Genomic DNA, 17,196 nt, shown 5'->3' with positions numbered 1-17,196 from the left:
TTCACGTCCAACATTCTTGCCGAGAGGGGAGTCAGTCCACCAAGGTGGGCCGGCTGACGGTGGATAAGGTTGGAGGTAATAGACAGACCATTGTTCTCGGTCCTGGATCGGTTCTAGTGACTGGAAAAACCCCCATCCTTTACGCAGTTTGCCGTGGCAAAACAGTGTCCAAGTCTCTGGCTTGGTGCGCAGTATTTGGTGGGCTGCGCTCATAGGGAGTAGATTGATTCGGCCTGGACGGATAGTTTTGGTTTTGGTCGTGTACCCGCAGCGTGTACATAGGTTGATCAGTCGTTCCTCTGTGTAACCTCCAGTCAGACATAGGGCAAACCCGTTCCATGGGTGGTCGTGCACGCCTTCGTCGCCGTCGCCAGCGACGAATCGGTGAAGGTAAAACGTTAACCCGGCAACCTTCGCCAGAAAATACCGCTCTAAGTATGGCTTTCCTTGGCGATTTATAAGCCGACAAGGCAGCTGTGCAGTGAGATTGAAAAGGAGTTTTGCGATCATGCAGACTCCTGCAGTACCAGTTGATAGGTGGCTTTTATAGAAACCTCTGAACGAAACTCAATGACAAATGCCTTGCCGCATCCGCCTTCCTCTTCGTCGCAGTAGGTGAGTTCCCGCTCAGTATATGGAGACATGAGAAGGCTATGTCTCATGCTCAAAAGGCAGTAAGGGCAAGTGATATCAACTGGTCCGCGCCTAGGGTTGGTATTCATCAGGCGGTCCCCTGCAGGTCATCAGCGATCGCGTCCAGCACTTGGCTAATGCCTGGGTCCAGCAGGCGGCTTAGTTGGTCCAGGACGTCGAGTTTTAGTTCCTTGTCGATGACCTGTTGTGACAACCTGGTTTTAAGGGCTTTAAGCGCCTTATCAGCGGCCGCCTTGTTCAACGGTTTGCCAGTAGTCCGGGAGTCTTCCGGTTTTTTGACCGAGATTGAGTCTTCGCCAAAAGGGTATACCGACTTCCAGGTCTTACCTTCTTTGATGACGTCTCCCGCAGCTTGTAGCGCTTTCAGTTCCTTCAGCAAATGCTCCTGGCTTTCGAACCAGTCGCACTTGCTGTACAGATCCGCCGTTGTGGCGCCGTTGGTGGGAATGCTTTCTAATAAGGTTTGCATAGTTGGCTCCTACGCCGCCTCTGGGTTTCTGAGGCGGTCACGTTCAGCGTCGGTGAGGGTTTCGGCGATGAAACCCGTGTCGAATACATGCGTGTGATTGACGGACTGCAGAGCGTCTTTCTTTTGTGACTTAAAAAAGTCGTCCAGCTCCGGAAGCTTGCAGCGCTCGGCGGTGATCAGTTCCCGCTCCTCGGTGTAGCGCGTTCCGTCTGGGGCCTTGCAGTAGATCAGCACGCGCACGCGCCAATTGAGCATCAGTTTTTTAATGGCCTCGATGTCAACAGACCGTAAGGGCATGCCGTGGCTTTTGTGCCGGGCTTTAAGCTCCAGCCCTCCGCCGGCGATGTCATACCAGCTTTCCCGCGTCTCCATGATGATGTTGTCGGAGACCATGCGGGCACGCTTCCAATGGTTGTTATGCTTTGCGTGTTTGTTTTTGCGTGACTTCGGCATGCCTTGTATCGTCCTTATGCTGCGCGTAACGGCTTGATGCCGGTCGCCATGGTGTAGATGATCTCGCTTGTCATTTGCGCGTCGTAGGCGGCCCGGTGCAGGCTGGTTGCCGCTGCCGGATGTCCTATTTGCTCCAGCGCTCGAGCCTGGCTTTGGTATTTAAACTGTCCTTTCTCACTCCATTGGCCATGGAACTCTGCGTAAAGCCGCATCGCGCAGAGTGGAGTGAATGGAATAGGTGGAAGCGCCCATGCATTACAGGTCTGACGCAGTATCCGCACGTCGAAATCGGCGTTAAAAATGATGACTGGGCGCTTGTAGAGCAGCTTGTATACGCGAGGGTAGGTGATCGGCCAGCTCGGCGCGCCTTTCAGCTCAAGCTCTGATATCTGGTGTACATTCTGCGCCGCTGCCGACATGGGGCCTTGTGGTTTAACCAATGTGTTTAACAGCTTGGTCCCGTGGCGGTTAGTCACGGCGATCTCGACCACTTCGGCGGTCTGATCTAAGCCCGTTGTCTCCGTGTCCAAAAAAAGCGGGTCCATGGCCAGCCAATTGCCGGCGATTTCCCGGCAGCGCTCCCGGCGAGTCGCCTGGGTGCTGTTGCGATATGCCGTGATTCGGCATAGTTTCTGGTCGATGTGTTGTAACAGTTTCATAGGTCACCTGGGTTGTGTTCGGCGGTGGCCAGACAGCGTTGGATTTCCAACAGGCCGTTACGCATGCGATAGGCTTGATCGTCGTCGTCCGCGAGCGATCGCAGGTCAGCGAAGCAAAAGCGCCGGCAGTAGTCGGCCAACGCTTCTGCTGTTTCCTGGTCCAGCTCTACATTCAATTGCACCTTGTTTGTCATGGCTCGCGCCTCCCTTGGCGGCCCATTCCGTGGGCGCGGCTGTTGTTATTTCCGGGTGGTGAATGTTCCCATGTGGACAGGGAAGGTCATGATCTCGTTGTTCATCGGCTCGAAAATGCGCTTGATCATGTCCGCGAATTCGGTGGCGATTTCAGTTTGGATGGCCTCGGGCCGTGATATGCGGAGGATCATTTCGACTTCGCTGCGGCCTGGGCAGGCGGTTAACCGGGCGAAGATAGAGCGCTCGCCCATTTCTGAATAGGGCTCGCAGACGAACTCAATCCCCCAAAACAGCTTTCCGCCAGAGCTTTGCGCCTCGATGCGCTCCAGGGCTGTTTTTTGGCTTGCGAACTCCTGCTCCTCTTGCGTTTGTTCGCTGACGTGCTTAATCGTTACGCTGCGGATGCGCGAGATGGCTTGATGGATAGGGAGTGTTTTTCCCGCATCTTCGCCGAAGGGGGATTCCTCATGCACAACGATGTTGTGGCGCCAATCCTCCAGCCACTCGGCCATATTTCGCTGAGAATGCCTTGCGCCGTCGATCTTTTCGATCGCCTTAAACTCAGCCGTTTTATTGAGTTGCACTACTGCGGTGTGTTCGGCGTGTCCAGGAATGTCGGGATTGCCCAGATCAAAAATGGCGGCCGCGTCCATGGCGTTCCCGTCAACGAAAATATGGGCGCCGTCAAAGCTTTGGCAATATACGCCAAAGGCATCGATGCTTTGCGTGGAAAACCGCCCACGAAAGCGGGCTGGATGGTCCATATACTGTTCCAGCGAATGGATTCTCAGGTTGTCTGGAAGAACAACCGTGGGAATGCTGGTAGCACTCATGTCCTGCGCGGCGGCGATCGCGGTCTGTTGGATCAGTTCGATAGCGGATCTATCCATGGGTTACTTGGCCTCTTTGTCTTTGGGGTTGAACATGTCGGCCTGATTCTCAGGGAAGACGGATAGATCGCCCCGCTTGCCGACGTGCATAATGGATTCGGTGGTGTCCTTTTGGGCGACTTCACCGCGTTCTGTTGGCCGCTTGAACGTCAGCGTGTGGCTAATTTCGACCTGATAGCTGTTGGCGACCTGGGCGATATTAAGCTCAATGCTGACGCGGCCTTTTTTGCCGGTGTTGACGACGCCGAGAGCGACCTCGGATAAAGCGGCGGCGACTTTCTCCTCGAATACGCCGCCGTACAGCTCGGAAATAAACTCTTGAACGTTGGTAGGCATGATTGCTCCTGATTAAAAAAAGGCGTACTGCAGGGACGCCAATGTGCTCGCTTGGGTTAACTCTCCGTCTCAGCGGCGTCGAGTTTGCGAAAGTGGTCGCTGTAGCGGTTTAGATGAATCTGATGCCTGATCCACCGCACGGTAATATCCAGGCCGCCTGGCATTGGGATGCGATACACGTCAGTGATGTAATAAATGCCGTCGACGATGTCGTGCTCGACGCGGCGCTGACATGGGGTGTCCTGCCAGTAAAGGTGAAGGACCAGTGCGGCGAGAATCAGTGCGCACACGATAAAAAAGCCAATGCTTAACACGGCTGCTGCTGCGGTCATGAGTGGGGCTCCAGTACTGGTTTGAGGCTGAGTCCGTCAGGCGTCCAGCGCACGCGCTTGCCAGCGGCGTTGGCCAGTTTTATGAGATCCACCAAACGCATGTCAGGCGGCAGTTGAAGCCGGCAGCCGGAAGCCGCTGGCGGATAACTTGGGCGTTGTCTGCTCATGATGCGGCCAACTCCTCAACAATCTTTTCAAGGCGCAGGCGGCGCTCATGATGCGTCTTATGGAGTGCAACCAGAGTGCTGTCGATGCGGTCGCGGCGCCGGCGAGCTTCGGCAAGATCCACTTTTTCCAAGCAGTAATGCATGCTCTCCGCAGCGAATTCGCGCCAGTTGTCTGGAAAGGTGTCCAGATGGCTGGCTTTGGCGCGGCGCAGTTCCGAATGATTGTTGTGGGCAATGGCGTCGTAAATATCCCGCCATCCCGAGAGCAGGCAAACGGTGAACTGGTCGCCTTCAACTTGAAATGATGTTCTGACTCTGGGCATGTTGACCTCGTTAAATGTTGGATTTTTTGCTGTAGTCGGAACGCAGAATGGCTTCGGCTAGTTCGAGCGCTGCGCGACGCATTTCAACGCTGATACACACAGGGTCTAGATCAGGCGTCCAGTAGGGGGACTGGCGATCTCCGAGATTGCGGATGCGCCACCGTCCGACAGCCTCTCTTAATCGGTCGATTCCTTCTTCAATACCGGATAAGACAAAACAGTCCATCAAGCTGGTTGCGCAGTACGGGCAAAAACAGATGTCGTCATTGGGATTGCGGTTAACGATCTGGACGGTCTCTTTGCATCCAGGGCATTCGCCTGTATATGTGTTGCCAACTTCTACCCAGATTCCCATGTTCCTTTTCTCCGTTCTTTGCAGAGCCGACGCTTAATAAACGCCAACTCCACATGCTTTTTGATCAATTCCCGCCACTCTGGCGGGGCTTCAGCCAGTAGCGCTGAACGCTCCGCGGTAGTCCGGAGTGCTGCAATTTCGAAGGCCCACTCCCGCGGGCGCTTGCTTGACGATTCCATCGAGCCACCTCAAGCCTTTTTCGGTTACCAGTGGGCGCACATACTCCTGTTCTCCCAGGTGAGAATGGGTCCAATACGTACGCTTGGTTTTGAAGTACCCCTGGTGGATGTAGGTTGCGTGGGGCTTGTTGCCGTCGTTCAAAATATTCTGGTCACGCAAGTGCGCGAACAGCTTGTGCGCGTTGACGTCAAGGATGCCGGCGGCTTCCTGCATGGTGTATGTGTTGCCGTTGATCAAGCTCTTATTAACCATCTCTCACCCCACTAATTCGTTGGTGTACAGGTAGTCTTTAGGCCTGCCGCCGGAGCGCTGTATTCGGACCTGCGCAGTGCGTGTGGGCCTGGGTGCGGCGCGTTGTTGCGTCCGCATTGCGGCTGGGCTGAACAGCAAGAAAATGACAATAGAAAGGGTTATCCAGCGCTTTACGCCACGAATAGAGGGCTCGGAAGTCTCTGCGCGAGGGCGCAGATAGCCGTTAATGAATAGCTGGGCAACCATGTCGGTGCGGTCTGTTGCACGGACATTGTGCATACTGGCCTGCAGATGTTGCTTAACGGCGGGGACACTAACGCCAAGGGCGGCGGCAATGCGCTCGGTCGAATACCGGGCGATCAAAAGCAGAATGACGATGGCTTGCTTGTGTGTGTATTTACCGCGGCCATCGAAAACGACTTTGCTGTCTTTGATTGCGTCGTTAATATCCATGCGACATTCCAATACTGTGACTGTATTGGAATGTTACGACTGTAAGAGTATTGGAAGGTATTTAAATTTGGCTATTTATAAGTCATTTTTGATTGTCATTTTCTATAATGAAAGATGAAATGACGGCGTGATCGGGAAGAAGATTGGCGGCTATGGGATCGGTAATAGGTATGAACAAAACGTCGTCGCCGCTTTTTACGGCAACGACTTGCTGAACAAAGTCGATTTCAATCAACTCCATCTGAGCCCCCACGGGATTGTTATTTTTTTCTAGCTGGTATTAGTCCTGAGCGTCGTCCTGGTCGCGATGAAATGCGTTTACCAGCTGCTCGATTTCAAGCTGGCGTTCGCAAAGAGTGTGGATTTCAGACAGGCCAATATCGGTCAGTTTGTGAAGGATGGTTGTGATTTCGTTAATCAGTTCCTTTCGGTCCTTTGGCATAAGTAAATACTCCTATTAATTCCGTAACGTTGTTATACGGTATTTCAAATTTTTGCAAAACCCGAGGATGTTCCGTGGCCTAACAATCTCGGTGGTCGTACCATAGGAATGTACTGATCTATAACATTGGGTTAAAAAATGATCCCTGAACTGTTTCATGATGACGTTCAGTTCGACAGGGAAGGGTTTAAACTGAGACTGCGCCAGGCGCAGGATTACTATGGATACACGCAACAGCAGGTCGCTGACGCTATCGGTGTGCAGCGGTCTAAATATGCAAAGTGGGTGCTGACCGAGCGGTCTGAACTGCCGGACTTAGGGGAGCTGACCCGGTTGTGTGTGTTTTACCAGCAGTGGCCGATCTGGTTTTTAGCAGGGGTCCAAGGTCCGAGCAGGCACAAGGGGCAACAGTTGCTGCAGGATGATCTGTTTGCGCGCTGGAATAGCGACGGAGACTTTCAATACCTGGTCCGCATGCTGATGACGATGGACGTAAATTTCGTTAAGCGGCTGGCTGGGTTGGTGGATGATTTTCGGCTGGGTACGGCGGGCGGAGAATAGGAAAACGGGCGATAACGCCCGTTATTCATTGGCGGTGATTGTGTCTATTTTTCTATGACTCATCATCCCAAGGCGAGGGCAAAGCGTCTATTGCATCATCAAGCCTCATATGAGCGACGATAGTTTCATTGGGGTCCTGGTGCGACCAACCCTCAACAAGGGAGTAGTAGTAGCACGCTATGATCCCCATGCCCATAGGATACTCAATGGCGACAAGGTATTGTCCAGCCTTTTCAGGCTTTGAAGACTTTATCCATTCTGGTGGGTGTGTATGCTTAGGCATTAGTTTGCATTCCTGAAGTCTTCCGCTTCTTTCCCATATGCGCGCAATTGGTCATGTCTGTTATCAAGAAACCAATGGGCATCATTCCAAACGATAGCTAAGATTAAATAGTAATCTGGGCGGCAAAGGCCTTGGCAATAAAAAATGCATGCGTCGCTGGTGCGATCATACTCCGTACGGAGGTGCATCCTCTTAATTTTGAATTCCTTTTCCTCAAGTATGTGTGCGTGGTAGACCTTTTCTTCCTTGCAGATCCTTGGGTCTCTTGTAATAACGTCCCGGCCAAAGAGCTTGCCGGGATCGCCCGTATTCTTCCAATGTTTAAAACCTTCAATCAGGTGCTTGACTGCTGGGAGGTGCTGTATTGGCTCAACATCCTCGCCCAAAAATACCTCAACCGACATATCGCTTAAACACCCTTTTCCCTTTGGTCTTAGGTCTCCCATTTGCAACTCGGTCCATCCGGACCCGCAGAGCTGCCTGTTTGATTTCTTCCATCTCTGCGGCGGTCAAGCCTTCCATGATGTCTTTGCCGTTTTCTTTAATCACTCGCTTCTCGGACATGAACCATTCTCCTTTTCTTACGCTGTGCAACGCTTACGTAAATTTTAACATAGACAGGTGTGTGGCAAATAGAACGAAAGACCTAGTTGAGTGGTGGCGCGACCTGCATTACCTTGGTTTACCGGGCTAATTGGCAATGATTAACAGTTAGCCAGTATGAAAAAATTGCGTAGATTCGACCGTAAAAGTCAGTGACGTTGTTACTGGATTTATCAACAACGCTGGAGGCTCCTGCAGCCATGCACTGCTTGGCGCGATCGTCGGACACGCTGTCTGTCAGTATCACAATAGGCGTGTGCTGATTCGCGCCAGGCTTACGCACGGCGGACATAACCTCAAAGCCGTTGGCGATAGGTAATCCTATGTCCAAAATGATCAGGTCGTATTTCGCCTGTTGCACTTGGTAAAGCGCTTTGGCGCCGTTATCGACAAACTCAAGCTGGCAATGTATGTCCTTCCTGTCCAATACGCGCTTGATAAGCGCGATGTCGTCCGGGTTGTCTTCAACTACTAAAACCCGTTTAGATCTCACTATATTGTCCCCTCTACACCTATCAGAGGCCATGCCACGGGATCTCCGTGATTATTGACTGTGTGGTATGATTTTTGACCATGTTGGGGGTGTTCGGCATCGGTTGTACTACTGAATTTCCTGTTATTTTTGGTAACAGCCGGTCAAAAGTCCTGTTCGAGCCGCTTAAATATCCTGCCTAAGTACTTCCCGCCTGAGACCTGGTTTAAGTAGATGGGGCGGTAACGGTCTTCGTTGGCGGGATGTATTTCTCCGCCATTCCGGCCTAAATACTTACCCATAACAACGCCGCCTCCATCCCAGTATAAGCAGATCACGCCGTCTTCTAGTGGTAAAGCAGGGTCAACAGCAATGAGCTGATGCTGGTTAATGATGGGTTCCATAGACCTATCTATAGCATGAGTGATAAATGCTCTATCGCTTGCGTTGCCTAATATATGCCTAGTTTGTCCTGTCTCCTTTAGATTGCCGTTGACAACCTCCATTACGGGGAGGGTGGTGGTAATCAGAAAGGTCTCCGCAACCTTGATGATGCCTTCCTGGATGGTTTGTTCGCGGTCGGGTATGTTGTCCTTAAGATTGGATAGCCATGGTGGTGTATCCAAAGAGTGCGGTTCAAGTCCTAACGCTTTTTCAGCCTTCCGAGCAAACCCTGGTCCAATATCTTTTGTAGGGTTTTCTTTAAGTATTTGAGATAAGTATGAGTGGTGGCACCCTATCTTCTTAGTTAGTGCTTGGTAACCTTTCCGGTCATGCCCGCTCACATGTTTTTCGGCGATCTTCCTCAAATTGATCCGCCGTATCTCGCTTATATTTAGTGTTCCCATTGTCATGCCTTGGCCACTTTAGCGGTCGTTTGGACAAAAAATTCCTAACAACAGCTTGATAGAGGAAATACTTTCCACTACTCTGACAGTCGTTGAATGTTTCAAAAGCTGACGATGGTTAATCGGTATGAGTGATGCGCTATCTTTGAAAGACTGGCTTGCTTCGACAGATCGACAGGTAGTGAGCGATCTATGCGCCCTAACTCCGACGAGCGGAGAGTACTTGTATCAGGCAAGTATGGGCTTCAAAACGCTTGGTCCCCACAAGGCACGGCGCGTGCACTTGCTCAGTCTGAAGTTGACGCCAGAAAAATACATCTCGTTGCGCAGCCTGCGCCCCGACTTTTTTCATACCGAGAAACTACCCCCAGAGTGCATTTTAAACGTCTCAGTTCCCATTGGGAACAACTGTAGTAGTTAGTCGGCGGCGTTTTAACTACCTCTGGTATATGTACGTTTGTACATAAAAATACCCCCGGCCGAGGCGGTCGCCCCATTCAGGGCCGCCAACGCTACCCGGCGCAACTGGATGGCTAACCCGCCCGCAAGGGCTCCCGGACGAAGGTAACCGGGCTCGATTTGTGTGATTCCGGCAGGATGCCGGTTTTTTCTTCACACATGAGAGCGCTCCGCCAGGGTAGGGATGCTGTGTGACTGGGTGAGAAAGGGCCTTGGCGGAACGCTCTCATGTGTGGTGAATGCGCAGGCTGATGCGCGGGGAATGGAGACAACCGGGTCGATAGACCTCCTATGGCATGATTTGGTTCGTGTCTGCTATGAAAAATGGCGCTCGACTCTGTGCCGGGGATCAGTGCCGGCCGCCGCACTACTTTTTAGTTGAGATATAGCAGGGTAGATCAGTGGTAGATCGCCGGGCTCATAACCCGGAGGCCGCCGGTTCGAATCCGGCCCCTGCGTCCAAATAAGGGAAAGGGTATGAGCGATTACATTACTGATAACGCCGCCGCCTTAAGACTATCGGCTTCCCCGAGTGAGACTGAGGCTGTCTCAGAAGACCGTACGGATATGCGGATTAAAGAGTTGGTGCTGATTTGTAATTTGCTTCAGGACGAGGTCGAGGAATTGGAAAAGCAAAGCCATCTCGATATGAAGCTGCATACAGAAATGCTGGATGTAATTGAGCAGTTAAATACCAGTATTGCCAAGCTCCAAGATGAAAACCTTCAGCTAAAGGCTCGCTTGGGGTTGGTGGAATCGGGGCCCTGGGTTGAAAGCCTTACCAAAGGGTTTCTCCGGCCTCAGGACGTATTACTGCCGATGCCGACATTTCATCAGCCCTGAACGAATCCCTGCTTTGCCCCATCGGGGCCTTTTTAAAGCGCTTGGCTGGCGATGGTTTATACCCCTTCGTCTACAAGTTGGAGTCAGTCGAGCGCTCTAAAAAGGCTAACAAAGGAGTACCAAATGACGCTTAAGTTTGATGACCTCCGAAAGGCGAATATAGCTCGGCTGCCTCATTTCAAGAATGCCAAAGGCCAATTGGCTCATTGTGAAAACTGGACTCCGGCAGATTGGCTTCAGGCCTTGCATGGTGAGCTGGGCGAGTATGCAAACCTTATGAAAAAGGTTAAGCGGGGTGATTTCGCTATGAGTGAGGTCCACGAGAAGCTTGCTCTTGAGTTGGCGGATGCTCAAACGTACCTCGATTTGTTGGCTTGGAGTATAGGTGTTGACCTGGGAGACATTACGACACGCAAGTGGAATGAGGTCAGCGCAAGAATCGGCTACCAGGGCTATCTCTATAAAAGAGAGAGCGATGGCGTCGTTAAATTTTGGACGCCAGGAAAGGGGTATTGGTGACTTCCTCGGTGCTGGAATATGTGGCTTTCGGCATGTCGCTATTGAGCGTCTATTGCTACGGCCATACCGCGAAAGCTGGTCCATTGGTCGGCTTAATGACAGCGGTAGCCTTTGTGATATGGGGGCTTGTCTCAGGCGTCTACTCGGCGGTCTTCGCGAACATAGTGTTTTTCATTCTGCACGGTAAAAACTGGGTATTAGCATGTCGTCGTCCTTCCTGACCATCCGTGTATGGGTAGTGCGCAAAGCATACAGCCTGTTAGGGGATCGAGACCGGAAGGTCATGCTTGCGGCCGGCGCTGATCCGGCGACGCTGAAGCGCAGAGGGTATCTGTAACAACGAAAAAACCCGCTGAGTCCGGCAAGACAGTCAGCGGGTTTTAATTTCTCACTTAAGAGGGCTTCATTGTGTGCGAAAAACGAACAGAACACAACCGCACGTTGCATAAAGGGGGTAGGGGTGCTCATTGACGAGGTGTTAGACCGGTTACGGTCTGCCGGCCTGGTTGTTGACAGTCTGGACACGTCCGGCGACCTGGTGCTTTGTCCTGTCGACGGAGACCGTCGAGGCAAAAAATCTGGCTGGTATATCTGCTTTAAAATCACCGCTGACTCTGGCAAAGAGTCCTATCAAGGCCGTTTCGGCAATCAATCCATAGACGATAAAACCCTCTATTTCGACATCAGCGATCCCGCTATGTCCAAGGATGAGTTACGCGAAGTGCGTAAGTCCTTCCTGGATCGGCGGCGTGCTGAAATGGACGCGAAAGAGGAAGCGAGTCGGGAAAAGGTTCGCCGTAGATCTGCGCAGATATGGGAAGGGCTCCCGCTTTCCGGCGCCTCTCCGTACCTCTCCAATAAGGGCGTCGCCGGCTTCGGGGTGAGATATACGCGCGGTTCAGTCGTTGTGCCTGTACGACGCATTGCTGACGACGTGTTAACCGGCCTGCAGTTTATCAACTCTGAAGGCGGTAAGAAGTTTCTCACGGGCACGTCCAAGAAAGGGGCGGGGCATTTAATCGGAAAGATTGATCCGGACTGTCCGCTGATAGTTTGCGAGGGGTACGCGACAGGGGCCTCATTGCATATGGCGACCGAGTGGCCGGTGCTGGTGGCGTTTGATTGTGGCAATCTGCTGCCGGCGGCGCAGGCCATACGTGAGTTGCGTCCCGACGTGCAGTTGATCATTGCCGGGGATAATGACGCCAGTTCGGAGGATAACCCAGGCAAAGCAGCGGCGATCGCGGCGGCGCAGGAATTGGGAGCTATTGCTACCGTCCCTGATATTGAGAGCATGCCCGAATGTCTCCGTCCAGACTTCCCCAAGCTGGACTACAACGATGTGCATTTGGTCAGAGGGCTTGATGTTATCTCTCATCAAATGACGGGCGTTCTCAGTAACCCTGAACTTAACTTGGCCGCGGCTTCCCCCGCACCCCCATTAGAGGAAGAGTCGCGCGCGAATGGTGAAGTGGTCAGCATCGATCTGGAGCAGGTGCTTAACCGCTATGCGCTCATCGCCGGCGAGACTAAGTTTTGGGACTGTCAGGAGCGCCGAGAGATCAAAAAGACGGCGTTTGTCGAGCTGATCGGGAAGTCGATCTACAACGAATGGAAAGAGCATGAGCGCCGGCGGGTGATTACCCGCGCCGACGTCGCCGCCATTCAAAACGGGGGGGAGGGGGGCGACCTTCGTATACTTCAGCGCTACGTGTACATTTACCCAACCAAGGACGCCTGGGACACGGAGCGCAAGGATCGAATACCCCTGGAAAACCTGCGTGCGGCCATGCCGAACGATTACGACTGGTGGCTGAAGCATCCGCAACGACGCCAGGTTGATTCTGATCGCCTGGTGTTTGATCCGACGATGACCGCGGACCCCAAAACACACATCAACATTTTCGAAGGGTTGCCGCATAAGCCGTCGCCCAAATCGGAATTTTGGCGCTGCGACGCAATCCGGGAGCTGATCAGGTGGCTGTGTAATGATGACGTGGACGTCATCGATTGGGTTATGAAGTGGCTTGCCTATCCGATCCAGAATGTCGGCGCGAAGATGGACACGGCGCTGATGTTTCATTCTGATGTTCACGGCTCGGGCAAGTCGCTGCTGTTTGCCGATATCTGCCGGCAGCTCTATGGTAAATATGCCGCGGTGTTGGGGCAGCATCAGCTGGAATCCCAGTACACGGATTGGCGGGACCGGTTGTTATTCGCGGTATTCGAAGAGGTGTTAAGCCGAGACCAGAAATATGCGCACCTTGGCACCATTAAGCATATGATTACCGGTAAGACGCAGCGCATCGAGAAAAAGTTCGTGTCGGGCTGGGAGGAAGCCAACCACATGAACTGCATATTTCTCAGTAACGAGTTTCAGCCGTTCCCCCTGGAGCCTAGCGATCGTCGTTTCCTTGTAGTGTGGCCTCGGGCGACACTGCCGGAACACCTGCAGCAGCTTGTCAGCAATGAAATGGAAAACGGCGGCATCGAAGCCTTCTATGGCTACCTGCTGGCCTACAACACCAAAGGCTTTAATGAGCACACCAAACCACTGATGACGGACGATAAGGCCAGGTTGATTCACTTCGGTTTATCCGGGACTGAGCTGTTCTATCAGGCTTGGCGTGATGGTCTGTTGGAAGCTCCGTATATGAGCTGTATCACGACAGACCTGTATGAGGTCTATAAGCGATGGTGCAGCCGCGAGGGCGAACGATCGCTGACGCAGACAAAGTTCTCTCTGCTGCTGTCGGTTAAAGAGCAAAAATCCCGCGAGCGGTTCATTGAAGGCACATCGATATCGGCTCGACAGCATATGTTCTTCGTTGTTGATGAGGATGGTCATGATCGATCGATTAGTCGGCAGCAATGGTTAGGCAATTGCGTCGTCAAATTCAGACAGGACTCTGGGCTTCATAGGGATGATTCATTCTGATTTGTGCAGGGTTAAGTGTCTTTTGTGCAGGGTTTAGGCGTAAATGTGCAGGGTTTGTTCAAACCTTTAACATGTAATTGTTCTTTAAAATCATTGTGTTGGGTAGTCGTGTGCAGGGTGTGCAGGGTTCTCGCGGGCGCGCATACGCGGGAGATTATAAAAGTAGTTCTAGCTTACCCCCCTGATTCTTTTTTTTACTTCCCATGCGCGAGGACGACACCCTGCACACCCTGCACGTAACAGTGATTTGTATAGTGTTAACAGTGGCTTGCCGGAATATGTACCCTGCACATTTTTCGGCGAACCCTGCACATATAACCGTTAACCCTGAACATTTTAATTAAAACTCTGCACATAAATATTTTTTATAAGGATTAGTAATAAGCAAGGAAGAACGAACGGAACTGAGGTGAATATGACTGATTCAATCTTGCTGGATGTTACACGGGACTGGCTGGTTCGATACGGGCGTTGGGTGAGAGCTGGGGGCGTGCTGCCGCGTTATGAGCGAGTAGATTCTCCTCTTGATGAATACGACGGCTCAGAAATGCTGACAGACGACCAGGCGCTGATCGTCGATAAGGCCTTGGCGCTTCTAAGCCGAGTTCAACCATTTGAGGGTAAAGCGGTTAAGTGGGCTTACATCGATCGGCGCGAGATCCGCGTCATAGCCAGGGATTTAGGGCGGAGCTATGGGGCGGCCAGGGAGTTGCTGAGAATGGGTGAATGCATTATGTCGGGGTTGCTTCAGCATCATTTTCCGTCAGGCACATTGGCAAATCGCTAAAAGACTAAAACTTCTCTGTTTGAGCATAAATTCTGAAGTGGGTGCTATATTTAATTTGGTTTTATGTTGTCGGGATGGAGGAATGCTAATGGCGACAAAAGTCGAAACCTTGGACTATGTCTCACTTCACTTCACCGAGTCCTCGGATGGTTTTGATGCTGAGGAATTTACGCTCTTTTTAAACGCCTTTACCTATGTGTATGGAGCAGCTCTTAGGGCAGTTGTTGATACTGGCTCTGGGATTTTATTTTTAGAGCCCAAGATTCAAGAGCGATTAGATCGCCCTCTAGAATCAATGGATGAACTTGCCAGACTATGTAAGAAGACCTGTGAGCATCTAGATATTGCTGCTAGCCAGTATGTTCGAGAGGAGTTACTTGGTTGTGATCGGGGAGTGATTACTGAGTCTCCGACACTAAGTTACAGTGCCACACAGATCATGAACCGGTCTTACGATAATCGTATAAGTATTTTTGATCATCGGAAGTTAGCCAGTTCGTACCATAAGCTGACAATTACATCTATTAATTACAATAGCCCTTTGAAAGTTAGCCTTAAAGGATCTTTATCTGTTTTAGTTGTTGTTGTGGCATTGTCTGGGGGAGAGATAGACTTAATAGGTGGGAAAGCTAAATTAAATGGAATAGTCGATGCAACAATAAAGCTTCTGAATTGCATCTACTCATTGGAGTCAATAGATAAAGCTCATGAGATTGAAAAACAACAAAATGAAGATGATATTAGGTTAATAAAACGTTACAGAGATAGCGGCTGATCTTATGTTTTGTAGTAATCTGTTTTTTTAGAGAAAATACTTTACAAATAGGCCCATTGGGCCTATTATTCGTTTTGTGGGCTGATCAAGCCCCGACACCCAAAAAAGGAGACAATTAGTGAAGCTTTCAGTATCCGAAATCAACATTATCAACCAAGCAAACGCCATTATTGATCGCAAGGTTAAGCTTGGTGACGCCATTATCGACACAATCCAAGCAATGAACCTGCTGCGTCCTCGGATTGCTCTCTTAGAGTATGAGGTGTTCATGGTTGTGTTTCTGGACAGCCAACACAAAGTAATCGCTATTGAGGAAATGTTCCGTGGGTCGATTTCTTCAGCAAGTGTCTACCCTCGCGAAGTGGCTAAGGCGGTGTTGATGCACAACGCGGTGGCCGTCATCTTTGCTCATAATCACCCGTCAGGGCAGACAGATCCATCGTTGGCTGACAAGGATATTACTCACGCGTTGATGAATGCCTTGTCTCTGTTTGACGTGAGAGTGTTGGACCACTTTATATTTGGAGCTGGGCCAACGGTTAGCATGGCGGAGCGAGGAATGCTTTAAGTGAGAGGGGCCGAGAGGCCCCTTTGTTTCAATCGATCAAGGTGTAAAAGCTTGGGAGGCCTAAGCTATGACAGAGATACGCGCACAATATACAACAGGCAACAGCGCTAGTTTGAGCGACATAAAAGGGCGGGCTTGTGCTTTGAGGTTTGCTGAACCAGGCTACGAGCCGCCGACGTGGCGAGACCTTCGGGATCTGATGGCGGCGACTGGGTGGACGGGGTCAGAAGTAGCTCAGATAGCGGGAGTGGGCGAAACAACCAATGCGGGGTCCAGGACCGTCCGGAAGTGGACAGCAGACCCAGAGAAGACGCCGGAGAACGCTCGGGGAATTCCTTATGCTGCCTGGCGGTTGCTTTTGATCAATGCCGGCATAGTCGGAAAGTAAATATTTTGTACTGCTACAGTTAAGGGCGCATTCAACAGTTGTGCGGCTTAAAAGGCCGTTAGTTACTCTTACGGTAAGGTCTTAAAAAGTTATTTAAAAACAGTGAGTTGACGGCGTTTTGATCAAGAATTAGTATTTTTCACGTAGGCTGTCGCAACTGCGTTCAGCAAGAGTGTAGATAAACCTTACATTAACCCGGTTCAGCCGGGTTTTTTTATGCCCGGAGAAACCATGAAGCGACAAGCAACGCGATTTGTGGTGGTGCATTGCTCGGCCACGCCGGCATCAATGGACGTTGACGCGGAGACTATCCGCGCATGGCATAAGGATAAAGGGTGGTCGGATATTGGTTACCACTTGGTTATTAAGCGGGACGGGACTGTGCAAAACGGTCGCGACCTGATGTCTGTTGGCGCACATGTGCGCGGTCATAACGGTGACTCGGTTGGCGTGTGTCTAATTGGCGGAGTGGATGACGAGTTCACGCCTGAAGACAACTTCACGGAGGCGCAAAAGAACGCCTTGCGTACTGTTCTAGCTGGCTTGTTGGCGCGGTTTCCCGGGAGTGAGTTGCGTGGTCATCGTGACTTCCCAGATGTCCATAAAGCATGTCCGAGTTTTGACGTCCGGGCATGGTACTTCAATCGGTGATGGGAAATGAAAATGCCGGATGAACGCGAGTTAGCTCAAAGGGCTGCTGAAACCTCATCGATATGGACGAGTAAAGAATTCTGGACGGTGCTGGTGCTGTTCGTTGCGGGCTTCGTTGCGCGCACGTTGGTGTCGCAGGAGCCTTTCGACAGGAAAAAGTTTTTGGGTGAGTTGATTTTAACCGCTATTGGAGCGGTAGCGCTTTATGCAGCGGGGGCGCTGCAGGGCATGTCTGACCTGCAAATGCTTATGTTTGGCGCATTGGGATCGTTGGGCGGCTTGCGGGCGGTTGAATGGGTTATCAAAGCGGCGGCGCAGGTCAAAGGTAAGGCATGATTTTA

At 51.5% G+C, this 17,196-nt stretch carries 29 protein-coding genes and 1 tRNA gene; 11 read left to right on the top strand and 19 right to left on the bottom strand.

What is annotated here, in order from left to right; all coding sequences use genetic code 11:
- Positions 1-506: 506 nt before the first annotated feature.
- The 15 genes from EUZ85_RS31200 to EUZ85_RS31185 form a co-directional block, all read right to left on the bottom strand.
- Positions 507-644: a hypothetical protein gene (locus EUZ85_RS31200; RefSeq protein WP_164887297.1), complete on the bottom strand. Its 138-nt coding sequence runs from the start codon at positions 642-644 to the stop codon at positions 507-509.
- A 77-nt stretch (positions 645-721) separates the two neighbouring features.
- Positions 722-1,123, bottom strand: a complete 402-nt coding sequence (locus EUZ85_RS19465) for a hypothetical protein (protein ID WP_127971055.1) — start codon at positions 1,121-1,123, stop codon at positions 722-724.
- A gap of 9 nt (positions 1,124-1,132) precedes the next feature.
- The gene (locus tag EUZ85_RS19460) at positions 1,133-1,576 is read right to left on the bottom strand and encodes a hypothetical protein (RefSeq protein WP_127971053.1); all 444 of its coding nucleotides are present in this window, start codon (positions 1,574-1,576) and stop codon (positions 1,133-1,135) included.
- A gap of 14 nt (positions 1,577-1,590) precedes the next feature.
- Complete coding sequence (locus EUZ85_RS19455; RefSeq protein ID WP_127971051.1) at positions 1,591-2,235, bottom strand: 3'-5' exonuclease; 645 nt, start codon at positions 2,233-2,235, stop codon at positions 1,591-1,593.
- Positions 2,232-2,429: a hypothetical protein gene (locus EUZ85_RS19450; RefSeq protein ID WP_011396706.1), complete on the bottom strand. Its 198-nt coding sequence runs from the start codon at positions 2,427-2,429 to the stop codon at positions 2,232-2,234. Before EUZ85_RS19450 ends, EUZ85_RS19455 begins: the two co-directional genes overlap by 4 nt.
- A 45-nt stretch (positions 2,430-2,474) precedes the next feature.
- Positions 2,475-3,320: a YfdQ family protein gene (locus EUZ85_RS19445; RefSeq protein ID WP_127971049.1), complete on the bottom strand. Its 846-nt coding sequence runs from the start codon at positions 3,318-3,320 to the stop codon at positions 2,475-2,477.
- A 3-nt stretch (positions 3,321-3,323) separates the two neighbouring features.
- On the bottom strand, positions 3,324-3,656 hold the full coding sequence (locus EUZ85_RS19440; protein WP_011396708.1) for a hypothetical protein: 333 nt from the start codon (positions 3,654-3,656) through the stop codon (positions 3,324-3,326).
- A 56-nt stretch (positions 3,657-3,712) separates the two neighbouring features.
- Positions 3,713-3,988 (bottom strand): hypothetical protein, encoded by a 276-nt coding sequence (locus tag EUZ85_RS19435; RefSeq protein WP_011396709.1) that lies wholly within the window; start codon positions 3,986-3,988, stop codon positions 3,713-3,715.
- Complete coding sequence (locus EUZ85_RS31195; RefSeq protein WP_164887296.1) at positions 3,985-4,155, bottom strand: hypothetical protein; 171 nt, start codon at positions 4,153-4,155, stop codon at positions 3,985-3,987. Before EUZ85_RS31195 ends, EUZ85_RS19435 begins: the two co-directional genes overlap by 4 nt.
- The gene (locus EUZ85_RS19430) at positions 4,152-4,478 is read right to left on the bottom strand and encodes a hypothetical protein (RefSeq protein WP_127971047.1); all 327 of its coding nucleotides are present in this window, start codon (positions 4,476-4,478) and stop codon (positions 4,152-4,154) included. Before EUZ85_RS19430 ends, EUZ85_RS31195 begins: the two co-directional genes overlap by 4 nt.
- Before the next feature lie 10 nt (positions 4,479-4,488).
- Positions 4,489-4,833, bottom strand: coding sequence for a hypothetical protein (locus tag EUZ85_RS19425; RefSeq protein WP_127971045.1), 345 nt, complete (start codon positions 4,831-4,833; stop codon positions 4,489-4,491).
- 90 nt (positions 4,834-4,923) lie between these two features.
- The gene (locus EUZ85_RS19420; protein ID WP_127971043.1) at positions 4,924-5,265 is read right to left on the bottom strand and encodes a phage antirepressor KilAC domain-containing protein; all 342 of its coding nucleotides are present in this window, start codon (positions 5,263-5,265) and stop codon (positions 4,924-4,926) included.
- Positions 5,266-5,268: 3 nt separating this feature from the next.
- On the bottom strand, positions 5,269-5,718 hold the full coding sequence (locus EUZ85_RS19415) for a hypothetical protein (RefSeq protein WP_127971041.1): 450 nt from the start codon (positions 5,716-5,718) through the stop codon (positions 5,269-5,271).
- Between the two features lie 82 nt (positions 5,719-5,800).
- On the bottom strand, positions 5,801-5,959 hold the full coding sequence (locus EUZ85_RS31190) for a hypothetical protein (RefSeq protein WP_011396715.1): 159 nt from the start codon (positions 5,957-5,959) through the stop codon (positions 5,801-5,803).
- A gap of 39 nt (positions 5,960-5,998) precedes the next feature.
- The gene (locus EUZ85_RS31185) at positions 5,999-6,160 is read right to left on the bottom strand and encodes a hypothetical protein (protein ID WP_164887295.1); all 162 of its coding nucleotides are present in this window, start codon (positions 6,158-6,160) and stop codon (positions 5,999-6,001) included.
- Between the two features lie 138 nt (positions 6,161-6,298).
- On the opposite strand from EUZ85_RS31185, the gene EUZ85_RS19410 reads away from it, so the two are divergent.
- The gene (locus EUZ85_RS19410; protein WP_127971038.1) at positions 6,299-6,721 is read left to right on the top strand and encodes a helix-turn-helix transcriptional regulator; all 423 of its coding nucleotides are present in this window, start codon (positions 6,299-6,301) and stop codon (positions 6,719-6,721) included.
- Between the two features lie 282 nt (positions 6,722-7,003).
- On the opposite strand, the gene EUZ85_RS19405 is transcribed toward EUZ85_RS19410, so the two are convergent.
- The 4 genes from EUZ85_RS19405 to EUZ85_RS19395 form a co-directional block, all read right to left on the bottom strand.
- A complete protein-coding gene (locus EUZ85_RS19405; RefSeq protein ID WP_164887294.1) occupies positions 7,004-7,408 on the bottom strand; it encodes a type II toxin-antitoxin system YafO family toxin in 405 nt (134 codons plus the stop codon).
- Positions 7,398-7,568 carry a hypothetical protein gene (locus tag EUZ85_RS31180; RefSeq protein WP_164887293.1) on the bottom strand — a complete coding sequence of 57 codons (171 nt, stop codon included), beginning with the start codon at positions 7,566-7,568 and terminating at the stop codon, positions 7,398-7,400. The genes EUZ85_RS19405 and EUZ85_RS31180 overlap by 11 nt, the downstream gene beginning before the upstream one ends.
- Before the next feature lie 118 nt (positions 7,569-7,686).
- Positions 7,687-8,100, bottom strand: a complete 414-nt coding sequence (locus EUZ85_RS19400) for a response regulator (protein ID WP_241566810.1) — start codon at positions 8,098-8,100, stop codon at positions 7,687-7,689.
- 143 nt (positions 8,101-8,243) lie between these two features.
- Positions 8,244-8,927 (bottom strand): S24 family peptidase, encoded by a 684-nt coding sequence (locus EUZ85_RS19395; protein ID WP_127971032.1) that lies wholly within the window; start codon positions 8,925-8,927, stop codon positions 8,244-8,246.
- A gap of 846 nt (positions 8,928-9,773) precedes the next feature.
- On the opposite strand from EUZ85_RS19395, the gene EUZ85_RS19390 reads away from it, so the two are divergent.
- The 10 genes from EUZ85_RS19390 (at position 9,774) to EUZ85_RS19350 (ending at position 17,191) form a co-directional block, all read left to right on the top strand.
- Positions 9,774-9,848, top strand: a tRNA-Met gene (locus tag EUZ85_RS19390).
- 15 nt (positions 9,849-9,863) lie between these two features.
- Positions 9,864-10,229, top strand: coding sequence for a hypothetical protein (locus EUZ85_RS19385; RefSeq protein ID WP_127971030.1), 366 nt, complete (start codon positions 9,864-9,866; stop codon positions 10,227-10,229).
- Between the two features lie 123 nt (positions 10,230-10,352).
- Complete coding sequence (locus EUZ85_RS19380) at positions 10,353-10,748, top strand: MazG-like family protein (RefSeq protein ID WP_127971028.1); 396 nt, start codon at positions 10,353-10,355, stop codon at positions 10,746-10,748.
- Between the two features lie 202 nt (positions 10,749-10,950).
- A complete protein-coding gene (locus EUZ85_RS31830) occupies positions 10,951-11,085 on the top strand; it encodes a hypothetical protein (RefSeq protein ID WP_255509281.1) in 135 nt (44 codons plus the stop codon).
- A gap of 123 nt (positions 11,086-11,208) precedes the next feature.
- Complete coding sequence (locus EUZ85_RS19375) at positions 11,209-13,686, top strand: DUF5906 domain-containing protein (protein ID WP_127971026.1); 2,478 nt, start codon at positions 11,209-11,211, stop codon at positions 13,684-13,686.
- Positions 13,687-14,101: 415 nt separating this feature from the next.
- The gene (locus EUZ85_RS19370) at positions 14,102-14,473 is read left to right on the top strand and encodes an antiterminator Q family protein (protein ID WP_127971024.1); all 372 of its coding nucleotides are present in this window, start codon (positions 14,102-14,104) and stop codon (positions 14,471-14,473) included.
- An 88-nt stretch (positions 14,474-14,561) separates the two neighbouring features.
- On the top strand, positions 14,562-15,248 hold the full coding sequence (locus EUZ85_RS19365) for a hypothetical protein (RefSeq protein WP_127971022.1): 687 nt from the start codon (positions 14,562-14,564) through the stop codon (positions 15,246-15,248).
- A gap of 118 nt (positions 15,249-15,366) precedes the next feature.
- Positions 15,367-15,816 (top strand): RadC family protein, encoded by a 450-nt coding sequence (locus EUZ85_RS19360; protein ID WP_241566809.1) that lies wholly within the window; start codon positions 15,367-15,369, stop codon positions 15,814-15,816.
- Between the two features lie 619 nt (positions 15,817-16,435).
- Positions 16,436-16,855 (top strand): N-acetylmuramoyl-L-alanine amidase, encoded by a 420-nt coding sequence (locus EUZ85_RS19355; RefSeq protein WP_127971020.1) that lies wholly within the window; start codon positions 16,436-16,438, stop codon positions 16,853-16,855.
- Between the two features lie 12 nt (positions 16,856-16,867).
- A complete protein-coding gene (locus tag EUZ85_RS19350; RefSeq protein WP_041598631.1) occupies positions 16,868-17,191 on the top strand; it encodes a hypothetical protein in 324 nt (107 codons plus the stop codon).
- Positions 17,192-17,196: the final 5 nt, after the last annotated feature.

It is taken from the genome of Hahella sp. KA22 (genome assembly GCF_004135205.1).
Taxonomy (GTDB): domain Bacteria; phylum Pseudomonadota; class Gammaproteobacteria; order Pseudomonadales; family Oleiphilaceae; genus Hahella.
Note: the sequence above shows the minus strand (reverse complement) of the source record. Positions and strands in the feature narration are given on the sequence as shown.

Coding starts and splice junctions, on each gene's coding strand:
- EUZ85_RS31200 (WP_164887297.1), bottom strand. CDS start 644: ATGTCTCCATATACTGAGCGGGAACTCACCTACTGCGACGAAGAGGAA.
- EUZ85_RS19465 (WP_127971055.1), bottom strand. CDS start 1,123: ATGCAAACCTTATTAGAAAGCATTCCCACCAACGGCGCCACAACGGCG.
- EUZ85_RS19460 (WP_127971053.1), bottom strand. CDS start 1,576: ATGCCGAAGTCACGCAAAAACAAACACGCAAAGCATAACAACCATTGG.
- EUZ85_RS19455 (WP_127971051.1), bottom strand. CDS start 2,235: ATGAAACTGTTACAACACATCGACCAGAAACTATGCCGAATCACGGCA.
- EUZ85_RS19450 (WP_011396706.1), bottom strand. CDS start 2,429: ATGACAAACAAGGTGCAATTGAATGTAGAGCTGGACCAGGAAACAGCA.
- EUZ85_RS19445 (WP_127971049.1), bottom strand. CDS start 3,320: ATGGATAGATCCGCTATCGAACTGATCCAACAGACCGCGATCGCCGCC.
- EUZ85_RS19440 (WP_011396708.1), bottom strand. CDS start 3,656: ATGCCTACCAACGTTCAAGAGTTTATTTCCGAGCTGTACGGCGGCGTA.
- EUZ85_RS19435 (WP_011396709.1), bottom strand. CDS start 3,988: ATGACCGCAGCAGCAGCCGTGTTAAGCATTGGCTTTTTTATCGTGTGC.
- EUZ85_RS31195 (WP_164887296.1), bottom strand. CDS start 4,155: ATGAGCAGACAACGCCCAAGTTATCCGCCAGCGGCTTCCGGCTGCCGG.
- EUZ85_RS19430 (WP_127971047.1), bottom strand. CDS start 4,478: ATGCCCAGAGTCAGAACATCATTTCAAGTTGAAGGCGACCAGTTCACC.
- EUZ85_RS19425 (WP_127971045.1), bottom strand. CDS start 4,833: ATGGGAATCTGGGTAGAAGTTGGCAACACATATACAGGCGAATGCCCT.
- EUZ85_RS19420 (WP_127971043.1), bottom strand. CDS start 5,265: ATGGTTAATAAGAGCTTGATCAACGGCAACACATACACCATGCAGGAA.
- EUZ85_RS19415 (WP_127971041.1), bottom strand. CDS start 5,718: ATGGATATTAACGACGCAATCAAAGACAGCAAAGTCGTTTTCGATGGC.
- EUZ85_RS31190 (WP_011396715.1), bottom strand. CDS start 5,959: ATGGAGTTGATTGAAATCGACTTTGTTCAGCAAGTCGTTGCCGTAAAA.
- EUZ85_RS31185 (WP_164887295.1), bottom strand. CDS start 6,160: ATGCCAAAGGACCGAAAGGAACTGATTAACGAAATCACAACCATCCTT.
- EUZ85_RS19410 (WP_127971038.1), top strand. CDS start 6,299: ATGATCCCTGAACTGTTTCATGATGACGTTCAGTTCGACAGGGAAGGG.
- EUZ85_RS19405 (WP_164887294.1), bottom strand. CDS start 7,408: ATGTCGGTTGAGGTATTTTTGGGCGAGGATGTTGAGCCAATACAGCAC.
- EUZ85_RS31180 (WP_164887293.1), bottom strand. CDS start 7,568: ATGTCCGAGAAGCGAGTGATTAAAGAAAACGGCAAAGACATCATGGAA.
- EUZ85_RS19395 (WP_127971032.1), bottom strand. CDS start 8,927: ATGGGAACACTAAATATAAGCGAGATACGGCGGATCAATTTGAGGAAG.
- EUZ85_RS19385 (WP_127971030.1), top strand. CDS start 9,864: ATGAGCGATTACATTACTGATAACGCCGCCGCCTTAAGACTATCGGCT.
- EUZ85_RS19380 (WP_127971028.1), top strand. CDS start 10,353: ATGACGCTTAAGTTTGATGACCTCCGAAAGGCGAATATAGCTCGGCTG.
- EUZ85_RS31830 (WP_255509281.1), top strand. CDS start 10,951: ATGTCGTCGTCCTTCCTGACCATCCGTGTATGGGTAGTGCGCAAAGCA.
- EUZ85_RS19370 (WP_127971024.1), top strand. CDS start 14,102: ATGACTGATTCAATCTTGCTGGATGTTACACGGGACTGGCTGGTTCGA.
- EUZ85_RS19365 (WP_127971022.1), top strand. CDS start 14,562: ATGGCGACAAAAGTCGAAACCTTGGACTATGTCTCACTTCACTTCACC.
- EUZ85_RS19355 (WP_127971020.1), top strand. CDS start 16,436: ATGAAGCGACAAGCAACGCGATTTGTGGTGGTGCATTGCTCGGCCACG.
- EUZ85_RS19350 (WP_041598631.1), top strand. CDS start 16,868: ATGCCGGATGAACGCGAGTTAGCTCAAAGGGCTGCTGAAACCTCATCG.